This is a genomic window from Flavobacterium sp. TAB 87 (assembly GCF_001529295.1).
In the GTDB taxonomy this organism is placed as follows: domain Bacteria; phylum Bacteroidota; class Bacteroidia; order Flavobacteriales; family Flavobacteriaceae; genus Flavobacterium.
This window is the reverse complement of the sequence record NZ_LLWK01000028.1, coordinates 11,670-33,202: the sequence shown is the minus strand read 5'-3', so window position 1 is coordinate 33,202 and position 21,533 is coordinate 11,670. Positions and strand designations below refer to the sequence as shown.

General features: G+C 35.4%; 17 protein-coding genes and 1 other RNA gene. 14 read left to right on the top strand and 4 right to left on the bottom strand.

Annotated features, from left to right (window positions below; translation table 11 throughout):
• The first annotated feature begins 444 nt into the window (after positions 1-444).
• From AP058_RS02150 to AP058_RS02105, 9 genes are all read left to right on the top strand, one after another.
• Positions 445-747, top strand: coding sequence for a DUF4134 domain-containing protein (locus tag AP058_RS02150; protein WP_066306400.1), 303 nt, complete (start codon positions 445-447; stop codon positions 745-747).
• Positions 748-757: 10 nt separating this feature from the next.
• Positions 758-1,090, top strand: coding sequence for a DUF4133 domain-containing protein (locus AP058_RS02145; RefSeq protein ID WP_066306396.1), 333 nt, complete (start codon positions 758-760; stop codon positions 1,088-1,090).
• Positions 1,087-3,591, top strand: coding sequence for a TraG family conjugative transposon ATPase (locus AP058_RS02140; RefSeq protein WP_066306395.1), 2,505 nt, complete (start codon positions 1,087-1,089; stop codon positions 3,589-3,591). The genes AP058_RS02145 and AP058_RS02140 overlap by 4 nt, the downstream gene beginning before the upstream one ends.
• A 24-nt stretch (positions 3,592-3,615) precedes the next feature.
• Entirely contained in the window at positions 3,616-4,248 is a 633-nt protein-coding gene (locus tag AP058_RS02135; protein WP_066306393.1) for a DUF4141 domain-containing protein, read from the top strand.
• Between the two features lie 2 nt (positions 4,249-4,250).
• The gene (gene traJ / locus AP058_RS02130; RefSeq protein ID WP_066306387.1) at positions 4,251-5,243 is read left to right on the top strand and encodes a conjugative transposon protein TraJ; all 993 of its coding nucleotides are present in this window, start codon (positions 4,251-4,253) and stop codon (positions 5,241-5,243) included.
• Positions 5,244-5,262: 19 nt separating this feature from the next.
• Complete coding sequence (gene traK, locus AP058_RS02125; protein WP_066306385.1) at positions 5,263-5,886, top strand: conjugative transposon protein TraK; 624 nt, start codon at positions 5,263-5,265, stop codon at positions 5,884-5,886.
• Between the two features lie 285 nt (positions 5,887-6,171).
• Positions 6,172-7,473, top strand: coding sequence for a conjugative transposon protein TraM (gene traM, locus AP058_RS02115; RefSeq protein ID WP_066306380.1), 1,302 nt, complete (start codon positions 6,172-6,174; stop codon positions 7,471-7,473).
• A 33-nt stretch (positions 7,474-7,506) separates the two neighbouring features.
• Positions 7,507-8,409, top strand: coding sequence for a conjugative transposon protein TraN (traN, locus tag AP058_RS02110; RefSeq protein WP_066306511.1), 903 nt, complete (start codon positions 7,507-7,509; stop codon positions 8,407-8,409).
• A 215-nt stretch (positions 8,410-8,624) separates the two neighbouring features.
• Positions 8,625-8,903 (top strand): molybdenum ABC transporter permease, encoded by a 279-nt coding sequence (locus AP058_RS02105; RefSeq protein WP_066306379.1) that lies wholly within the window; start codon positions 8,625-8,627, stop codon positions 8,901-8,903.
• A gap of 377 nt (positions 8,904-9,280) precedes the next feature.
• Here AP058_RS02105 and AP058_RS02095 read toward each other — a convergent pair whose 3' ends face one another.
• Together AP058_RS02095 and AP058_RS02090 are read right to left on the bottom strand one after the other, a co-directional pair.
• On the bottom strand, positions 9,281-10,354 hold the full coding sequence (locus tag AP058_RS02095) for a DUF932 domain-containing protein (protein WP_066306375.1): 1,074 nt from the start codon (positions 10,352-10,354) through the stop codon (positions 9,281-9,283).
• A 45-nt stretch (positions 10,355-10,399) separates the two neighbouring features.
• Positions 10,400-10,792 (bottom strand): single-stranded DNA-binding protein, encoded by a 393-nt coding sequence (locus tag AP058_RS02090; protein WP_066306372.1) that lies wholly within the window; start codon positions 10,790-10,792, stop codon positions 10,400-10,402.
• 1,334 nt (positions 10,793-12,126) lie between these two features.
• Between AP058_RS02090 and AP058_RS16820 the strand changes: the two genes are divergently transcribed.
• On the top strand, positions 12,127-12,276 hold the full coding sequence (locus AP058_RS16820; protein ID WP_157492583.1) for a hypothetical protein: 150 nt from the start codon (positions 12,127-12,129) through the stop codon (positions 12,274-12,276).
• Positions 12,260-13,816: a recombinase family protein gene (locus AP058_RS16815; RefSeq protein ID WP_157492581.1), complete on the top strand. Its 1,557-nt coding sequence runs from the start codon at positions 12,260-12,262 to the stop codon at positions 13,814-13,816. The genes AP058_RS16820 and AP058_RS16815 overlap by 17 nt, the downstream gene beginning before the upstream one ends.
• On the opposite strand, the gene ssrA is transcribed toward AP058_RS16815, so the two are convergent.
• Positions 13,771-14,167, bottom strand: a transfer-messenger RNA (tmRNA) gene (ssrA, locus tag AP058_RS02085). The two genes, AP058_RS16815 and ssrA, sit on opposite strands and share 46 nt — an antisense overlap.
• 72 nt (positions 14,168-14,239) lie before the next feature.
• A complete protein-coding gene (locus AP058_RS02080; protein ID WP_066306369.1) occupies positions 14,240-15,436 on the bottom strand; it encodes a serine hydrolase in 1,197 nt (398 codons plus the stop codon).
• Positions 15,437-15,662: 226 nt separating this feature from the next.
• On the opposite strand from AP058_RS02080, the gene AP058_RS02075 reads away from it, so the two are divergent.
• The 3 genes from AP058_RS02075 (at position 15,663) to AP058_RS02065 (ending at position 21,423) form a co-directional block, all read left to right on the top strand.
• Positions 15,663-16,859, top strand: a complete 1,197-nt coding sequence (locus AP058_RS02075) for an NAD(P)-dependent oxidoreductase (RefSeq protein WP_066306366.1) — start codon at positions 15,663-15,665, stop codon at positions 16,857-16,859.
• 145 nt (positions 16,860-17,004) lie between these two features.
• Complete coding sequence (locus tag AP058_RS02070) at positions 17,005-17,442, top strand: response regulator (protein WP_066306364.1); 438 nt, start codon at positions 17,005-17,007, stop codon at positions 17,440-17,442.
• 12 nt (positions 17,443-17,454) lie between these two features.
• Positions 17,455-21,423, top strand: coding sequence for a PAS domain S-box protein (locus tag AP058_RS02065; protein WP_066306362.1), 3,969 nt, complete (start codon positions 17,455-17,457; stop codon positions 21,421-21,423).
• The last annotated feature ends 110 nt before the right edge of the window (positions 21,424-21,533 follow it).

Below are 21,533 nucleotides of genomic sequence, written 5' to 3'. Positions count from 1 at the left end.
TTACCCAAGAAATATAGCAGAGTAGAAAAATAGTGGGAATTTATCATTTTACAGATGATTTAGAATTTATTCAAAACATCTAATTAAGATTTTATTATTATGTCCAATTATATTATATCTAATATTAAACCACTAAATGTGAAAGTTGACCTTAATATTCAATTCCTAAAACATTGATACGCCTCTCTAAATTTTCCGACTTCCTTTTACGCTACTCATTATACCTGCCCAAATCATTTTAGCCTTATTACCATCCACAAGATGAACTATGTTAACCTACATGTAATTAGAGTATTAAGATATTAAAATTCTATTTATAAATGCCACTCAAAGTCAAAGAATTCCCTTAACTGCCACTTTATAATAACCTTAATAATTGCAAAAGATATTTGTCCATAAATCCTGCAAAGCGTAGGAATAGAGAACAAAAAAACTATTTAAATCATGGGAAATCAAAGAAAAAAACTAGTGTTGGTAGTGACTCTACTATCAACACTTGGTGCAATGGCACAAGGAAACGGAACAGCAGGAATTACAGAAGCGACGCAAATGGTAACTTCGTATTTTGATCCTGCTACAAAACTTATCTACGCTATTGGCGCAGTAGTGGGTCTCATTGGCGGGGTTAAGGTGTACAACAAGTTTAGTAGTGGTGATCCTGATACTAGCAAGACGGCAGCGAGTTGGTTTGGTGCTTGTATCTTTTTGATTGTAGCGGCAACTGTCTTACGTTCCTTCTTCCTTTAATTATTGTCTTATGAATACTTACAATATTAATAAAGGGATTGGAAGGACGGTTGAATTCAAAGGACTGAAAGCACAATATTTGTTCCTATTTGTAGGCAGTTTGCTTGGGATGCTTATCCTAATAATGATCTTGTATATGACAGGAGTCAATTCTTATCTGTGTCTGTTTATAGGAATCGGTGGTGGGTCATTACTAGTGTGGCAAACATTTTCACTAAACAAAAAGTATGGTGAACATGGCTTGATGAAAGTAGGAGCGAAAAAACGACATCCGCGATACATTATCTGCCGCAAGCCTGTACATCGTTATTTCAAGTTGAAATCTAAACTGTACGGACTATGAGAAATAAATCAAAAGCAACTACATTGGAATCTAAGTTTCCGTTGTTGGCAGTAGAACATAATTGTATTATCTCAAAGGATGCTGATATCACCGCATGTTTTCGAGTACAGCTACCAGAACTTTTCACAGTAGCCTCTGCGGAATATGAAGCCATTCATTCCGCTTGGCACAAGGCAGTAAAAACTTTGCCTGATTATACAGTGGTACACAAACAGGATTGGTACATCAGGGAAAATTATGCTCTGGATATTGCAAAAGAAGATTTGAGTTTTTTAGCAAAATCATATCAGCAACATTTTAATGAGCGTCCGTTTCTCAATCATTATTGCTATCTGTTTTTAACAAAAACGACCAAAGAGCGCATGCGAATGCAGAGTAATTTCTCTTCGCTTTGCAAAGGGGTACTTATTCCAAAAGAAATAAGAGATAAAGAAACCATTTCGCGTTTTATGGAATCGGTAGCACAATTTGAACGTATCGTGAATGATTCCGGTTTTATAAAATTGGAGCGATTGAGTGAGGAAGACATCATTGGCACAAATGACAAACAAGGATTAATGGAACAATACCTAAGTCTTTCAAGAGAGGAGGGAACACCAATGCAAGATATTGCTTTGGGAGCGGAAGAAGTTCGTATTGGAAACAAAAGACTTTGTCTGCATACGTTGTCCGATACCGATGATCTACCTAGTTCGGTTTCTGCAGAAACTCGATATGAAAAACTGTCCACCGATAGGAGTGATTGTCTCTTGTCTTTTGCCGCACCTGTCGGATTATTGTTGTCTTGCAATCACATCTACAACCAGTATCTTTTTTTGGATAACAGTGAGGACAAACTTCGGAAATTTGAGAAATCAGCAAGAAACATGCATTCTTTGGCAAGGTATAGCAGAGCCAATCAAATCAACAAAGAATGGATAGAACGCTATTTGAACGAAGCACATTCTTTCGGACATGCCTCTATTCGGGCTCATTTCAACGTGATGGCGTGGTCTGACAATCCAGCTGAACTAAAACAGTTAAAGAACGACACAGGTAGCGCTTTGGCGTTGATGGAATGCAAACCAAGGCACAACACTACCGATGTTGCGACGCTTTATTGGGCAGGAATGCCAGGCAATGCAGGAGATTTCCCGAGTGAAGAAAGTTTTTATACTTTCATAGAACCTGCGCTGTGTTTTTTTACGGAGGAAACGAATTATAAAAGTTCACCGTCTCCTTTCGGAATTAAAATGGCTGACCGACTTACAGGAAAACCGATTCACTTGGATATTTCTGATTTGCCAATGAAAAAGGGTATTATCACGAATAGGAATAAGTTCATTTTGGGGCCTTCAGGCTCTGGAAAGTCATTTTTCACCAATCACATGGTCAGACAATATTACGAGCAAGGTGCGCATGTGTTATTAGTGGATACGGGAAATTCGTATCAAGGTTTGTGCGAACTCATCAAAGGAAAAACCAAAGGAGAAGATGGGGTTTATTTCACCTACACTGAGGATAATCCTATTGCCTTTAATCCATTTTACACCGATGATGGCGTATTCGATATTGAGAAAAGAGAAAGTGTCAAAACGTTGATTCTGACATTATGGAAACGGGATGATGAACCACCAACACGTTCAGAAGAAGTCGCATTGTCCAACGCCGTGAGCGGTTATATTGAAAGGATTAAACGGACTGCCGATTTTCCGTCCTTCAATGGATTTTATGAATTTGTAAAAGGGGACTATAGAAAAGTATTACATGAAAAGCAGGTGCGTGAAAAAGACTTTGACCTTGCCAACTTCCTGAATGTATTAGAACCTTACTACAAAGGCGGTGAGTATGATTATCTGCTAAATTCCGAAAAGCAACTCGACTTACTTTCCAAACGATTTATTGTTTTCGAAATTGATGCCATTAAGGATCATAAAATCCTCTTTCCAATTGTGACCATTATCATAATGGAAGTTTTTATCAATAAGATGAGACGTTTGAAAGGAGTTCGGAAGCTTATTCTGATTGAAGAAGCTTGGAAAGCTATTGCAAAAGAGGGAATGGCAGAGTACATCAAATACCTTTTTAAAACCGTACGGAAGTTCTTTGGAGAAGCCATTGTTGTAACCCAAGAAGTAGATGATATCATCCAATCTCCAATTGTGAAAGAAAGTATCATCAATAATTCGGATTGTAAGATACTCCTTGACCAACGGAAGTACATGAACAAATTTGATGATATCCAAGCCATGCTTGGTCTGACTGAAAAAGAAAAAGCACAGGTACTTTCGATCAATATGAACAATGATTCCAATAGGTTATACAAAGAAGTTTGGATTGGATTAGGAGGTACGCATTCAGCAGTATATGCTACAGAAGTGAGTCTTGAAGAATATTTAGCCTATACCACAGAAGAAACCGAAAAGTTAGAAGTGATGCGTCTTGCTGGAGAACTGGATGGAAATGTAGAGCAAGCCATCAAAAGATTAGCTCTTGAAAAAAGAGAAAAAGAAAACAAATAGTAAACATTTTAAAAAAGAGTAAAAATGAAAAATTTAAAAATTATGGTGTGCATAGTAATTTTATTTGCTGTGATACCGACTGCTAAGGCACAATGGGTGGTAACAGATCCTACGAATTTGGCTCAAGGAATAGTCAATTCAGCAAGACAGATCATACAGACTTCGCGCACTGCGACTAATATGATTAACAACTTTAAAGAAGTCCAAAAAGTCTATAATCAAGGAAAAGAATACTATGATAAGCTAAAGGCAGTAAACAACCTTGTGAAGGATGCTCGAAAAGTTCAACAGACTGTACTACTTGTTGGTGATGTTTCTGAGATGTATGTAAAGAATTTTGGAAAAATGTTGAACGATACTAATTTCAATGAACAAGAATTAACGGCTATTGCTAATGGGTATTCCATCTTACTGAATGAAAGTACTGAACTTCTAAAAGAGCTAAAGCAAATTGTAAGCTCTTCCAGCTTGTCGCTTACGGATAAGGAGCGAATGGACATTATTGACAGTGTGTATATAAAAGTAAAAGAGTATCATAATTTGGTTCGCTATTTCACGAATAAAAATATTTCGGTTAGTTATCTGCGAGCTAAGAAAGCAAACAGTAGTCAAAGGGTATTGGAGCTTTATGGAACTGCTAACCAAAAATACTGGTAATCATGGAATTTAGTAATCTTCACGAAGTACTGCGTTCGCTGTATGATGAGATGCTGCCTCTATCAGCAGATATGGCAGCAGTAGCAAAAGGTTTAGCTGGATTGGGAGCTTTGTTTTATGTAGCGTTAAAAGTGTGGCAGGCACTCAGTAGTGCAGAACCGATAGACGTTTTTCCGTTACTTAGGCCATTTGCATTAGGCCTCTGTATTATGTTTTTTCCAACGATTGTTTTAGGAACGCTTAACGGCGTGCTTAGTCCAATTGTAAAAGGAACACATAGTATATTAGAAAACCAAGTGCTGGATTTAAATGCTTTGCAACAGCAAAAAGACCAATTGGAAAGAGAGGCTATGCTGCGCAATCCTGAGACAGCTTATTTAGTTTCGAATGAAGAATTTGATAAGAAATTGGATGAAATAGGTTGGTCACCTGCTGATTTGGCAACCATATCGGGTATGTATATTGAAAGAGAAATGTATAGTATCAAGAAAATGATTCGCGATAGTTTTCGAGAGTTTTTAGAAGTGCTTTTTCAAGCTGCTGCACTGGTAATTGATACGATACGAACTTTCTTCTTGATTGTGCTATCAATTTTAGGACCTATAGCTTTTGCTATTTCAGTCTGGGATGGGTTTCAGTCCACGCTGACGCAGTGGTTTACCCGATACATTAGTGTGTATCTCTGGTTGCCCGTTTCTGATCTTTTTAGCGCGATGTTGTCCAAGTTCCAGTCGTTAATACTGCAGAAGGATATTGACAGTTTATCCGATCCCAGTTTTATTCCAGATTCATCCAGTACAGTGTACATCATCTTTATGATTATTGGCATCATTGGCTACTTCACAATTCCTACTGTGACCGGTTGGATTATTCAGGCTGGCGGAGCAGGTAACTTTATGCGTAACCTAAACCAAACTACCACCAAAACAGGAAATATGGTTGGGGCTGGCACAGGAGCAGTTGCCGGAAATATTGGCGGTAGATTAATGCAGTAATAATTTAAAATCGAAAAAAATGGAATTTAAAACATTAAGAAACATCGAAAATAGCTTCAAGCAAATCAGACTGTATGCCATAGTATTTGCAGTACTCTGTGTTGGAGTAGCAGGATATGCAATTTGGGAATCGTATCGATTTGCAGAATTGCAGCGTCAAAAAGTTTATGTATTGGATAACGGAAAATCATTAATGCTAGCGCTGGCGCAAGATGCCTCAATCAATCGTCCTGTAGAAGCTCGTGAGCATGTACGCCGATTTCATGAGCTTTTTTTTACGCTCGCACCTGACAAGGATGCTATAGAAAATAATGTGAAAAGAGCCTTTAATCTAGCAGACAAGAGCGCTTTTAATTATTACAAAGACTTAGAGGAAAAGGGATATTACAATCGGATTATTTCAGGTAATGTACAACAGCGACTTGAAGTAGATAGTGTGGTTTGCAACTTCGAAACCTATCCTTATGCTGTAAAAACCTATGCTAAACAAATCATCATTCGCTCAAGTAATGTAACTAAACGCAATCTAATTACCTCCTGCTATCTTGTGAATTCGGTTCGTTCAGATACTAATCCGCAAGGCTTCAACATAGAAAAGTTTACTGTAGTGCAGAATAATGATTTAGAAATTATAGAACGCTAAAATAAACTAAGATGGAAAATTTACGAACAAATATTCACTTATGGTTAATACAGATTGATGCAGGCTGGAGAGTATTTCCTTTAAAGAAACAGTACAAGTACATTCTGTATTGTTTTATCAGTTATTTGATTCTTACGGTAGTTGTTACACTTAGCGTTTGGTTTGAAACCGGAAAACACAGTAGCAAGCTGGATGCGGAGCGTATTGAAAACGCTCTTATCAAAAAGAACGAATCCACAGCATCGCTAAGGGATTCATTACTATTAATTATAAAAAATAGAAAACATGAAAGAAAGTGAAAACAAAAAAAACACGGTCTTGGTTACGGATGGTAACTTAAATGAAAGTACAGATACAGTACGAGAACATTCAGATCATAAATTAGAAAAATTTAAAAAGCCAATCCTGTTCGCGTTGATGATTATAGTATTTCTTGGTTGTATGTATTTAATTTTTAAACCATCGGAAGACGTAAAAAAGAAAGAAGCAGTAGGTCTTAATGATTCAGTTCCTCAGGCTTCTACTGTCGGTTTACAACATGATAAACAAAAAGCCTATGAACAAGAATTGATGGACGAAAAAAATCAAGAAAAACAAAATGCGCTAAGCTCGCTTTCTGATTACTGGAGTGAAGGTAACACCCATGAAACTGTTGATAATGGTCCTGAAATTGAAAAAGAAGCTAATGCCAATATTTCGCTGAATAGTTATCGCAATGCACAAAAAACACTCGGTACTTTTTATGAAAACGATACTGCTGAGACACAAGAATTGCAGAAACAACTGGATGAATTAAAAGCACAACTGGCTAGAAAAGACGAAGCGCCTATGAATCCAGTAGATACCCAATTGGAGCTAATGGAAAAATCCTATCAGATGGCTGCAAAATACTTGCCTACGAATACAGCATCAACGGAACAATCAAAGGAGAAAACGGGAAGTATTGCTAGCTCTTTGAGCCAAATGGAGTCGTTTGTTTCACTTATTCCTGCAAGTAAAAGTGCGGTTTCGTCATTGCATAGAGATCTTCCTGATAGCACTTTTATAGCCAATTGGAGCGAAAGTCGCAATCGAGGATTCTTTACAGTTGGCAAAATAGAACAAGAGTCACAACGCAAAAATAGTGTTCGTGCCGTCATCCAAACCACACAGGTGGTATCAGTGGAAAGTAATGTTCGTTTACGTTTGTTAGAGCCTGCCAAAATGCAAAACCGTATTATTCCACAAGGGACAGTATTGACGGCAAATTCAAAATTTAATCAAGGAAGGCTGCAAATGAAAATTACTTCCATTGAGTTGGATGGTACTATTCTTCCGGTTAATCTTACTATTTATGGATTAGATGGACAAAAAGGATTATTTGTACCCTATTCCCCAGAAATGAGCGCTGTAAAAGACATGGCTGCCAATATGGGGCTAAGTTCAGGAAGCAGTATTATGCTTTCAAGCTCCCCTGGGCAACAGATAGCAGGCGATTTGAGCCGTGGTCTGGTACAAGGTATATCAGGTTATTTTTCAAAAAAAATGAAAACTCCAAAAGTAACATTGAAGTCAGGGCTTCAAGTGTTTCTAGTCTCAAAAAATTAAATGCTCCCCTTGATAAAACTTAATAAAAAAAATATGAAAACAACAATAAAAGCTTTAATACTAGTACTGGTCTTAGTTTTAGGATACAGTACGGAATCAGAAGGGCAAGTGACTGTTAATAATGCCCAAAAATTGAGTTTAGAAAAAATCGACCCATATAAAATAGAGGTAACTTACAATAAAACTTCACATCTACTATTTCCTGCTGCAATCCGATACGTAGATTTAGGAAGTGATTATTTGATTGCAAGCAAAGCAGAAGATGCGGAAAATGTTTTACGGGTAAAAGCTTCAGTGCGCAATTTTGAAGAGGAAACCAACTTTTCAGTAATTACCGAAGATGGTCATTTTTATAATTTCAATGTGGATTACAATCCTATAGCTGTGGATCTGAATTATAATCTTTTAGGAATGCAGAAAGGGATTAGTAGATCACCTACAAATGATGTTCTTTTTGAGGAACTCGGAAAGAATTCGCCTTCATTGGTAAGCGATTTAATGGAAACGATATATAAAAAAGACAAACGTATAATAAAAAATAAGGGTGCTAGAAGTTTTGGTATCGAATTCTTATTGAAAGGACTCTATATAGATGATGGCAAATTCTATTTCCATACTCAGCTTACTAACTTCAGTCATGTCTCCTTTAATATCGATTTTGTTGCTTTTAAAGTAGTGGACAAAAAGCTAGCTAAACGCACAGTTATACAAGAAAGGACGTTGAATCCACTGAAAGTTTATAAGCCATTGGGCGCAATTAAAGGTAAAACAGTAGAGCCAAATGTATTTATGCTGGATCAATTTACTATTGCCAATGATAAAGTACTGCTAATAGAAATTTACGAAAAAAACGGTGACAGACATCAGGTATTAAAACTTAAAAATTCAGATTTGGTCAAGTCAAAACTAATAACGAACAGTAAGTCACATGACTGAAATAGATGCTTTTGAAGGGAACTGTTTGAAAATTAATTTCTATTAGATTTCAAAATATTAAAATGGAAAGCAGGCTGTGTCACTCGTAATGACAGATCCTTTTTTTGTTAGATCGACATATTTGTCTTAATTAATTAGCTCTAAATCAATATCTTGAACTTTTTAAAAAATAATTTTGAGTAAATTTAGAAACTGAAAATTAAAATAATCAGATTATGTATGCAACATTAGTTTTAAGTATTCTAGCTTTGCTAAGTTGTTTGGGGATTCGTTATTGGATTAACAGAAGAAAATTTTATAGAAGAAGTCCTTTGGGTGCAGAAGGTTTTTCAAGTTATGAAAAATCAGTCTTTATTTTATTTCTGGAACGTACAGGAAAATGGATATCCTATATTCTAATTATTTTTGGACTACTTTTTTTGTGGAGCTATTCAAGAGAAAATAAAGATAGTAAAAAGATGATTCAAGAAGAGGTTTCGTATAAACACGTTTAAAACCAGAAGAAAATAAAGCGGCATTCTTTTGCTTCTTTTCTTTTGACGCTTATGTTGAAAGAAAAGAAGTCCAGTAAAAAAGATAGGATAATGAATATCCTATATAATAAACGCGACCTTTTTGGTGAAATAGCAAGAGCAATGGATAGCTGCGTTATTGCTGTTTTACTAAAATGGTTGCACCGTTTCCTGCAAAAAGACTTTCCCGACCATGGGAAGGGAGTGTCTTTTTGCAGCCAAATTTTGGAGTAAAGCAACCGGAAAAGGTTGTGTCCCAAAATCCTTAAGATTTAAAGAAAAACTTTATTCTGAAAAATAAGAAAAATAATTAAAGGCGACTGCTTTAGTGGGTAGTCGCCTTTAATTTTAAAATTTGTTTAATTGAAGTTGAAAACGTCAGTACCTATTTTTTGAAATGAGGCACATAGTTCAAAAGCTTTTTGTGATTTTATCTGTGCAGTACCGCCCAAAATGATAGATTGTAATTTGGCTTCATTATCCTTGTAGCTACGTACATTTTGGTAGTAGCCTGTAACTGCGTTATAAGCTCCAAATAAAGTGCCTTTTGTAGTTTCCATTTGTTGTGAGTCGCTCGTCATAGCATAAGCAAAAGCATCTTCAACCGTGTTTTTAAAAACGGTGGATATTTCGTCCTCATTCCCGCTTTTAATATGCTGTAAGGTTTCCTTGTTGGGACATAGTGCTAATTGTATCAATTTTTTTGCCTCGTTGTCATTTACTCTTACTTTTGCCCATTCATTAAAAATCCCCTCTAGTTGATTACTAAATTCGTTTGCTAATCCCATTACTTTATGAGCGTTATCCAAACGTTGTTTAGCACCCGAAGTATGGCGAATGCGTACCACATTGCTCATATTACGAAGCGAAGCATTAAGCGTATTTTGGCAAACAATTCTAACAGGAGTAAAAGCTGCCGTTATACTTCCACTACCATCATGAGAAGTGGTAAGGAAAATGTATTTTTCTGTGACATCGTCACCATTACCCACACGAATATAGTCAGGTAATTTTGCAGTAATAAAGATTCGTTCCCCATTGCCCAATGCGCCTGCAGTCTCGTACATGATTCCATCTGTACCTCCTACAATAGAATCAAAAAAACTAAAGGCCTCTCGATTTTGTACGATATGATACTCTTTGCCTACTACACCCAATACCGTATTATTGTCATTGCGGATAGTAGCAAAATAATTAGGAACTTCCAGCTCATTATATCTAATTTCGCTAGCGTTTGTATTTTCAATACTATTTGAGCCTTTTGTGAAAAGAGGGCTTTTTATTACCTCATAATCAAGTCCAGCGTGTTTAATAGCTTCCGAACTTGTAGGATAGTCTTTTACGATTTGTCCTAAACCGTGCCATGCTTTTTCTTGTACGCTAAAAAATGAATAACGTCCTGTTCTTTCGTTGAAATTTAAATTGTGTGCCATGATATTAAAATTTTAAAAGGTTGAAAAATGATTAAATAAAAGGTGTTAAAAAGGTAGGTCATCGACCGTTTCTTGTTCTGTAACTTTCCTCTTTTCTTGATTTGAGATTTCAAGTATATTGTCTGTTTTCTTACCGCCTACATGCAATTTGATAGTAGTAGTGTGAAAATTTAAACTTGCTCTTAATTCCCCGTCATTAGCTGTCCACGCTCTAGTGCTTGCTCTACCTGTAAGCTCTACCAAAGCGCCTTTGGTGAGTATCTTCGCTACATTTGGACTTATCCAATAGGAGCAATCAAAATAACTTGTTTGCTCTATGCGTTCGCCTTGTTTGTTGCGATAGCTGTCATTGATAGCTATCGAAAAGTTTACAACTTGTTTCTCTTGTGACGTTGTGCGTACTTCCGCATCCCTTGTCAGTCTTCCGATGATGTTCATGATTTTTATATTTAGGATTATTTTTTAAATTAATTTATTCGGTAATGAGAGGAGGAGCTGTTTTGTTTCACTCTAATTCCAATGTAAATGGTATTAAATTTCATTGTTGACATTTTTTTTATTCGTCCAAAGAGTCGGAGTATGCTATGTTTCGTTTCGAGAGCATAAAAGGTTAGTGTTTAGCAAAAACAAGGTTTTATCAAATAAATACTATCCGCCTCGGCGGATGGAGATTTTTTGATAAACCCGTAGGGCTTGACCTTTTTTTTGCGTTAAAAACACTAGTATACCTTTGCTCTTGAAATGGGACAATTAGCATATTGGCTTTTGAATACAGATAGGATGGAAGTAAGGTTGTCCAGCGCATTAAGTGTGATGGTAAAGAAAGAAGATAATCGACTAGAAATAATGTCTGATGGTTCTAATCTGATAATATTTGGGAATAACAAAATGGATATATAAGCCATGGAAAAGGATCTTGAAAATTATACGCAGTTAGTGGTATTAATTTTCAAAATTGTTTTATCAGATATCTGAAAAAGCTCTTTTATAATGGAGCTTAGCGGAATTATAAATGTGCTTTGATGATCAACTTTAAAAGTTCAATTCGATAATATTTTATTATAATATTTTGGTTCCAAAGCCAGATAAAAGGATCTTAAGTAAAAATGAATGGTATAACGCCAGTATTTTTTAAGACTATTTTATCAGATATCCGACAAAATCTTTTATAATGGAGCGTAGCGAAGTTATAAATGTGCTTTGATGATCAACTTTAAAAGTTCAATTGAATTATATTTTATTATAATACCTGGCTTCGAAATCGAGTTAAAAGGATCTTTTAAAATAATGAATAGTATAACGCCAGTATTTTTTAAGATTATTTTATCAGATATCCGACTAAGCTCTTTTATAATGGAGCGTAGCAGAATTTATATATGTGCTTTGAGGATTGTGCTGCGCACAAAAATGTGAGCGTTCTTAAAGTCTGAGCTGCATTTTAAAAATTAAGTAAATAATGCATAGTTAAAGGATATCTATCCACAAGAAAGAGAAATATATTCATTAGTACTAAGTATTGAAAGAAACAATTTATATAGATTGTTTATTGAGTTAATTTTTTCGGTCCTGAAATTTGGAAAGGAAATAGTTAAGTAGTAGGAGTGATAGAAATATATCGACTGATGTTAAATGCCACTAATAGTCAAAAAGAGCCCTGACCTGACATTCCCATCCGATTTACTGGCCTTGCTGTAAATTTATTTATGTGCGTTATTATAAAATTCACAAAGTAAAATAGAATTCATTTTCATAAGGAGCAAAGGAGGTAAATAATGGAACAGGAAGATAAGAGCTTGATTGATGGAAAGATAGATGAGTTAAAGTTTGATATTGAAAAGCTAAATGAGCAAAAATTCGTAAATTTACTTATTGAAATTATTGTTTCTATAACATTAAATGAATTAAATGAAAAGAGCGATTAGATACTTAAGGTTTAGTCAGTTGGGACAAAGTAATGGTTCCATTGAAAGACAGGAGCTTTATACGGATCAATGGTTGAAATTTAACAATGTTGAATTAACTGATACTTTTATTGATCGAGGGAGAAGTGCTAAGACATTTGATAGACCTGACTTTATTAAACTTCAAGAGTTTATCAGTAAACATTTTAAAACTGTTGACTATCTTTTGGTAGATCAAATGGACAGATTTAGTAGGGATGCTGGAGAAGCAATGAGTATGGTAAAAATGCTTCAGCGAAAATACAACATTCAGGTCGTCAGTGTAACCGAGGGAATAACATTCGACTATGATACTCCCGGAAGTTTTTTCAGAGCAGGATTACAACTATTGCTTGCTGAAGAGGATAATATAAACAGGAGTATTAAGATTAGAGGAGGACTCTATACCGCTAGAGCGAAAGAAGGCCGTTACATCGGAATAAAACCACCTTATGGCTATATAAAGTTTGGTGAAGGAAAGGAACGGAAGTTAATAATTGAAGAAACAGAAGCAAAGGTTGTCAAGTTTATGTATGATGCTTATATACATGATACACCACTTTATATAATTAAAGAACAAGTATTTAAATTAGGATTTAAAGCAAGAGGAAATACTGCTGTTGAGAGAGTGCTATCAAATCCTGTGTATGCAGGTATGTTGCAAGTACAAGGATTTAAAGAGTATCCTGGCGGGATTTTCCCAGCTATACACGAAGCTATTATAGATAAAGCAACTTGGCAAATAGTACAAAACAAGATGAAAAAGCCTGAAAAAGTTAGAGCAGTATTGGATGAAAATTTACCACTTCGGGGAATCTTAAAATGTCATTGTGGAAACCTACTCACAGGTGCTCCATCAAGAGGGAAATCAGGCAAGTATTTTAATTATTATAAGTGTAAGACTTCAAGGCATAATAATATAAGTGCAATAAAAGCCCATACACAGCTTGCGGAAATATTAGAATTAATGAGTCTCCCAGAAAATATTTTGTCTGAAATAGAACAGTCTTCCAATGTGGCAATAGAAGAAAAGTTAAAATCTAATAAACTGACAATAGAACAAAAGAAACTCATGTTAAAAGAGACTCAAGAAAAAATGTTTTCTGTAGAAGAAAAGTGGATTAAAAATGAGATTTCAAAAGATACTTATGATAGATGGTATGCTACTTATAACAGTACTATCCATTCATGTAAAGATGCAATTGAGCGTTTAAGTAAAGTTGAAACACATGCATTCAAAATGTTACAGAAAAAATTACACTTACTCGGAGATCTAAAATCTATATATAATAATGCAAATATTATCCAAAAAAGGGAATTTGTCAAATTGGTGTTCGACAGCAATTTATACTATCAGGAAGGTGTCTATCGAACACCTACGATGATACCAATTATGTCTCGTAATCACTTGATAATGAAGGAAAAAGGCTTGTTGATTTACAATAAAAAAAGGGATGATTTTCCAATCATCCCATCCAGTGGAGTCGGGGAGAATCGAACTCCCGTCCAAACAAGCAATTAAAGAGCTTTCTACACGTTTATTTCCTGATTGGATTTTCGTTAGTAAGCTAGGCCAGAAACAGCCACTTACCACTTATCTTCTTAATTTTGAAAACCACCCGAAGCTTATGGTAATCTAGGTCTATTTTTACGGTTCTCCTGGACTGAACGCCACAAACCAAGGCTTTCAAGGAGAATCCAGCTTTCCTATCTGATAGGAACTTGGCGTAATCGTACTATAGTTCGGATTATGCAGCTAAAGCGTAGTTATTTTCGCCGTGTAAAATTGTAAGATCTTATATTTACGAGCAAGGTCTCAATGCTCGACGTGCTTACTGTTCAATTCGACTCGCTGTCAAAACCAGTCGACCCCATTGTTTTTTGTAAGAGTGCAAACTTACAATTTTTTAATCAATCTTATTGCAAACAGCATTCCAATTTTTAATTAATCTTCATCCTTGATATTAAAAGGATAATCTCCAAAAATGGGAGATAATTTTCTAACGGCATACGTCTTTCTAGTAAATTTATTAGAGAGTGATATAATAGTCACATTTTCTTTTTGCAAAGTAACGTAAGACGATGTATTGCCGTGCCACCAACCGTTATGGAAATAAAAATTCTGACCCGAAAACCAATTGATCATTCTAATTCCTAGACCGTAATTTTTCTCACCGCGATGTTCGTTACTATATCCTACATAAATTTCTTTCAGTAACTCGGGCTTTAAGAAATCGGCAGCATAACGTGCCCTATCAAATTTAAGTAAATCGCGAGGTGTAGAATAAATATTTTTATCTCCGTAAACGGTATCAAGATAATCCCAACCGATTTGCGTATTATTTCCGCGATACGAAGGAACTGCTGTTTTTCGATCTTTTTCATAATCAAATACGAAAGTGTTTTTCATTCCCAGAGGTTTAAAAATCATTTCCTGCATGGCTACAGGATAAGAAAGTCCGGTAACTTTTTCGATAATTAAAGCCAACATCGCATAATTGGTATTGCAATACATAAAGCGTGTATCAGTTTTATATTCTAGCGTAATACCTTTTGTGGCCATTATGTCTAAAATATCGGCGTTAGTCAATTGATTTTTACGATCCCAAATCTTTTTGTCGCGGTCTGTAAAATACGAGTAATTGCGTAAACCACTGCGGTGATTCAGTAAAGATCGTACAGTAACTTCAGGATACGGAAATGTTTTTAGAATAGTGTTTACCTTCTGGTCCAATTCAATTTTATTTGCATCAACTAATTTTAGTACTGCAGAAGCGGTTATAACTTTACTTACCGATGCAATATGTAAAGGGGTGTCTTTTGTAATATCCGTTTTTTTACTTCTATCGGCGTAGCCATCGTACTTTTCGAAAATGATTTCTCCGTTTCGAGCGACCAAAAAGCCACCGTTCATACTATTGTTCGGCCACGTTTTCTCGTAAAAGTGATTGATTCTGGGTTTCACAGAAGCAACGTAACTAGCACTGAGTTTTTTTTCATTAAGGAAGGGCTTCATTTTAGCAAGCGTATCTTCAACAACTACAATTGCTGTTTTTTCTTTCTGTTTATCTTTTCCGCAAGAGCTTAAAACTAAAAGAAGGAAAAGTATTTGTGGTATATTTGTATTTTTAAGGAAGGTCATGTTTTTTGATGCTAAAGTTGGCAAATATATCAAAATGTATGGTTTTTAAAATTTGTGAAATTGTAAAATAGATAGTGTTTTAACAATTTAATTGATTTTCTATTTGAAACTGCAACGATTTGCTGCTATCACTGATTTTTTTCTTAAAATAACAACAAAAAATTAACTCAATTTGTTATATTTTTAACAAAACAAAACGAATAAGTCGCAAAATAAAAAAGGTATTATGAAATTTGGAATTATAAAAGAAAGAAAAAACCCACCTGATCGCAGAGTTGTTTTTGCTCCGGACGAATTAGCAAAAATCAAACAACAATTTACAACAGCGCAATTTGTTGTAGAAAGTTCAGACATTCGCATTTTTCCAGACGTAGCCTATACAAATATGGGCGTTTCAGTGACTGATGATCTTAGTGACTGTGATGTTTTGATTGGAGTGAAAGAAGTGCCAATTACGAACTTAATTCCAAATAAATCTTATTTTTTCTTTTCTCATACTATAAAAAAACAACCGTACAATAGAGATCTTTTGCGCTCGATATTAGAAAAAAACATCACCTTATACGATCACGAAACTATTGTAGATGCTAATAACCGCAGACTAATTGGTTTTGGTAGATACGCTGGAATGGTTGGTATTTATAACGGAATTCGTGCCTTCGGACTTAAATTTGAACTGTTTAAATTGCCTAAAGCCGAGACATTAGATGGAAGGGAAGGATTGCTAAAACAACTCAAACGCATCACTTTGCCGCCTATCAAGTTTGTCGTTACGGGTACCGGAAAAGTGGGTGGCGGTGTTAAAGAAATTTTAGATGCTATAAAAGTCAAAGAAGTAAGTAAAGAAAATTACTTGACTAAAAAATATGCGCAGCCTGTTTATGTACAGCTGGATGTCTTAGATTACAATGTCCGTAAAGATGGTAAACAGTTAGCCTATACTGATTTTTATAAAAACCCCACCGAATACGAATCTAGTTTTGATACTTTTACTAAAGTCTCTGATATTTTTGTTGCCGCTCATTTTTATGCAGCCGAAGCTCCAATAATTTTGACACGAGAGATGTTGCAAGCAATTGATTGCAATATTCGTGTGATTGCCGATATTTCATGTGACATCAATGGACCAATCGCAGCAACGTTGCGTTCTTCGACAATTGCAGAGCCATTATATGGTTATTTAGCTAGCGAAAACAAAGAAGTCGATGTTTTTCATCCTGCAGCAATTGTGGTTATGGCTGTAGATAATCTACCATGTGAAATTCCTAAAGATGCTAGTTTTGGATTTGGCGAGCAATTTTTAGAACACGTTTTGCCTGCTTTTTTTAATAATGATAAAGACGGGATTTTAGCGAGAGCTAAAGTGACAGAGAACGGAAAATTAACCAAGAGATTTGAGTATTTGCAGGATTTTATAAGCTAATATTTATTAAAAATTAGTAATAAGCAGCTATTTGTTAACCTATATTTTTGAAGATATTTTTTCTTATTTTTGAGAAGATTTTATTTTATAAATTACCTGTAGCTGTTTAGTTTTCTCTTAATACTATTTCCTCAAACAATAAAAAATGATACACCAACTTTTGCTTGCAGATGATGACATGGACGACTGCCTATTTTTTCAAGAAGCACTCGAAGATTTGCGTCTTTCGACTAATTTAACAACTGTAAGTGACGGTGTTCAATTAATGGAACTATTAACTACTGAGGGAACACAATTGCCCGATGCATTGTTTTTAGATTTAAATATGCCTCGCAAATCTGGTTTTGAGTGTTTGGCAGAAATAAAAGAAAACCAAGCTTTAAAAGAAATTCCTATTGTTATATTTTCAACTTCATTGGATAAAGATGTCGTCAATAAATTGTACGACAAAGGTGCGAACTACTACGTTCGTAAGCCAGGGGATTTTAATATTCTACAAAAGGTCATTCACGAAGCCATTATTCGACTGAAAAAAAATAAAATGCAACAACCGGACCTTGCCGACTTTATCATTGAATCTTAAAATTACTGACTTGTGATTACTTCAAACGATCAACACTATTTCTTGAATGGCGGCGGCGAAATGGGCGAGTTAATTCGCGCTAAAGACTGGACTCAAACACCTTTAGGTAGTCCTGAAAACTGGCCAAATAGTTTAAAAACGATGGTCTCGGTTTTATTAAACAATCCTTTCGGAATGTACATTGCGTGGGGAAAAGAGTACACTCAGATTTATAACGATGCCTATATTCCGATTTTAGGAAAAGTAAACCATACTCGTATAGTAGGAAATAGTACCCGAGACTCTTTCGCAGAAATCTGGGAAAGTGTTGCGTCAAATTTTGACCAGGCAATGATGGGAAATCCAGGAATTCTTCCCGACTTTCTAGTTGTCCTTGATGGGAATGAATCTACTAAAAACTCATATTTTGATTTTGCTTACAGTCCAATTCTTTTAGAAAATGGAGAAGTGGGTGGCGTTTTAGTTAATGCCATCGAAACTACTACAAAAAAAGTAGCGCAAGATAATTTAATCGAAAGTGAAGAGCGTTTTAAGGCAATGGCAGATAATATTCCAAATCTTGCTTGGATGGCGAACGCTGATGGTGCAGTATATTGGTACAACAAACAATGGTACGAATATACAGGCACCACTTTTGAAGACATGCAAGGTTGGGGTTGGCAATCGGTTTATAAGCAAGATGCGCTGTTTACTGTTGTAGACGAATGGAAGAGGTCCTTAGAATTAGGGGTTCCCTTCGAGATGAGTTATCCAATTAGACGCGCAGACGGTATGTACCGTCAATTTTTAACAAGAGCACTTCCTGTAAAAAATGAGGACGGAAATATAAGTACTTGGTTTGGAACTAATACAGATATTACAGAACAAAAAGTAGCGGAAGAAGCGCTGCTGGAAAGCAAAAACGAAATAGAATTTGTTATCGAAGCCGCTAAATTAGGAACTTTCGACTATAATCCGATCACAGATAAATTTTCTGCCAACAGCCGTTTAAAAAAATGGTTCGGACTTTCTGCCGATGAAGAAATTAATTTAAACGTAGCAACAAACGTAATTGTCGATGAGGATCGCGCCAAAGTAGTACATGCAATTACGAAATCTCTGGACTATTCTTCGGGCGGAAATTATGAAATGACTTATAATATCATTAATCCCGTTTCAAAGAAAGAAATCACCTTACATGCCAAAGGAAAAGCATTGTTTAATGCAAACAAGCAAGCTTTTAAGTTAAATGGAACGGTTGAAGACATAACAGCACAAACTATTTCGCGTAAAAAATTAGAGCAAAGTGAACGCAGCCTAAAGCTAATGATTTTGCAAGCGCCAATTGCTATATCGATTATGCGTGGTACAGATTACACAGTAGAAATTGCCAATAAAAATGCCTTAGAACTGTGGAATAGAACAGAAGAACAAGTGCTCAATAAGTCTATTTTTGAAGTACTGCCGGAGTTAAAATCACAAGGTGTAAGAGAACTTTTGGATGATGTATGCGCAACTGGAAATAGTTTTTCTACTACTGAGCTTCCAGTGGAACTGATGCGTTTTGGTCAATTAGAAACAGTTTACGTGAATTTTTCATACGAAGCACTTTTTGATCTGCAAGGCAATATTAACGGCGTTATGAGTATTGGATTTGATGTAACGGCACAAGTTTTGGCTCGACAAGAAATAGAAAAAAGTGAGCAAAGTATACGTAGTTTGGTCGAGAGTGCACCATTTCCAATAGGGGTTTACACGGGTAAAGAAATGAGAATCACCTTAGCCAATCAAGCAATTATAGATGCTTGGGGGAAACAAGGCGATGTAATAGGGAAGTTGTATACCGAAATCTTACCAGAACTTGAAAATCAAAATATTTACAAACAAATTGAAGGTGTTTTTGAATCAGGAATAGCATTTCATGCCAAAAATCAAAAAGTAGAGATAGAAATAAACGGTATTTTAAAAGCGTTTTATTTTAATTATAGTTTTACGCCGCTAAGAGATTCTACTGGAAATATATACGGTGTAATGAATACCGCGGCCGAAGTGACCGCACTGCATGAAGCCAAACAAAAAATTGAAGAAAGTGAAAAACGTTTCCGCGATGCTGTGCAACAAGCACCAACGGCTATGGTTATTTTTAGAGGAAAAGACAATGTTGTAGATATGGTGAATACTCCGTATTTAGAATTAGTAGATAAAACTGAAGAAGAATTTTTAGGCAAACCATTATTTGAATCCTTACCAGAAGTAGAGGAGGTAATTAAGCCAATTATCGACGGTATTTATGAAACAGAAAATGCATATTATGGATATGAGTTTCCCGTTACCTTAGTGCGCTATGGCAAAAAAGAAATCACCTATTTTAACTTTGTCTATCATCCATTAAAAGAAGGAAATGTTGTTACAGGTATTATGGTCGTAGCGACAGAAGTTACGTCCAATGTTGTGGCAAAAAAATCTTTAAAAGAAAATGAGCAAAGGCTAAGTATTATTATTGAGGCTAGTGAGCTAGGCGTTTGGGAATTGGATTTACTAACCTATGAAACAACAATTTCAGATCAAGCACTCGAAGTTTTAGGATTGGCAAATGAAAAATTTGAGAGCCATGAGCAATTGATGAGTAAGATGCATCCCGATGATTTAGGCATCCGAAAAGCTGCTTTTGAAAAAGCCTTGCAAACCAGTATTTTACATTATGAAATTAGAACTATTGTAGACGACGTAATACATTGGATTGAAGCCAAAGGAAAAGTTTTTTACGACGCAGACAAAAAACCGATTCGTATGCTTGGAACCTTACGTGATGTGAGCGACGAAAAAAATATTCAGTCGCAATTAGTCGAGCGAGAGCAAAAATTTAGATTATTAGCAGACTCGATGCCACAATTCGTGTGGACTGCAAATCCTGAAGGAAAATTAAACTATTTCAACCAGTCGGTTTTTGATTTTTCGGGAATATCGAGAGAAGAAATAACCGAAAAAGGATGGTTGCAAATTGTACATTTTGATGAAAGAGAAGAAAACACCATTAAGTGGATGGAATCGATTTGTACCGAAAAAGACTTTCTTATCGAACACCGTTTTCGTAAAAATGACGGCACGTATCGTTGGCAGTTAAGCCGAGCGATTCCGCAACGCGATCCCGATGGTAAAATTACGATGTGGGTAGGAACGAGTACCGATATTCAGGATCAAAAAATGTTTACAAATGAGTTAGAAAAACAAGTTTTGGAACGCACAAAAGAGCTGAATCAAAAGAATGATGATCTTGAAAAAATGAACAGGGAGTTGCAGTCTTTTGCTTATATTTCGAGTCATGATTTACAGGAACCTTTGCGTAAAATTCAAACCTTTGCTACACAAATCAATCAAAGAGAGGCAGAGAATTTATCAGATAATGGAAAGGATAAATTCAGAAGAATGCAAAATGCAGCCAATAGAATGCAAATGCTGATACAAGATTTATTAGCGTATTCAAGAACAAGTGTGCAAGAGCGTATCTTCGAAAAAGCAACACTTTCAGAAATTATTGAAGAAGTAAAGGAAGATTTAGAGCAAGATTCATTAGATAAAAATACAACTATAACAGTAGTTACAGATTGTTCTCTTGAAGTGATTCCGTTTCAATTCAGACAATTACTTTTTAACTTAATTAGTAATTCTTTAAAATTTACTAGAGAAGGTACGATTCCCAAAATTGTAATTGAATGCAACTTTGCCTTAGGTTCTGATTTGCCAAATGATAAATTGAATAAGAATAAGGAGTATTGCCATATAAGTATTCAAGACAATGGAATTGGTTTTGAAGAAGAGTACAATGAAAAAATATTCGAAGTCTTTCAGCGTTTGCACGGAAAGGAAAAGTTTGACGGTACAGGAATCGGATTAGCAATTGTTAAAAAAATTGTAGACAATCACAACGGAGTAATTACGGCCACAGGTGTGCTGAATGAAGGAGCTACTTTTGATATTTATTTACCAGTTTCAATTGTATAACAATTATTTTAAACCGAAAAAAGCATCTTCTCAGCTCTTGGGTAATTGATCATCATGTAATATTTAACGTTATTTAACGAATGATTGCGTCATTTTTAATTAATTTCGTA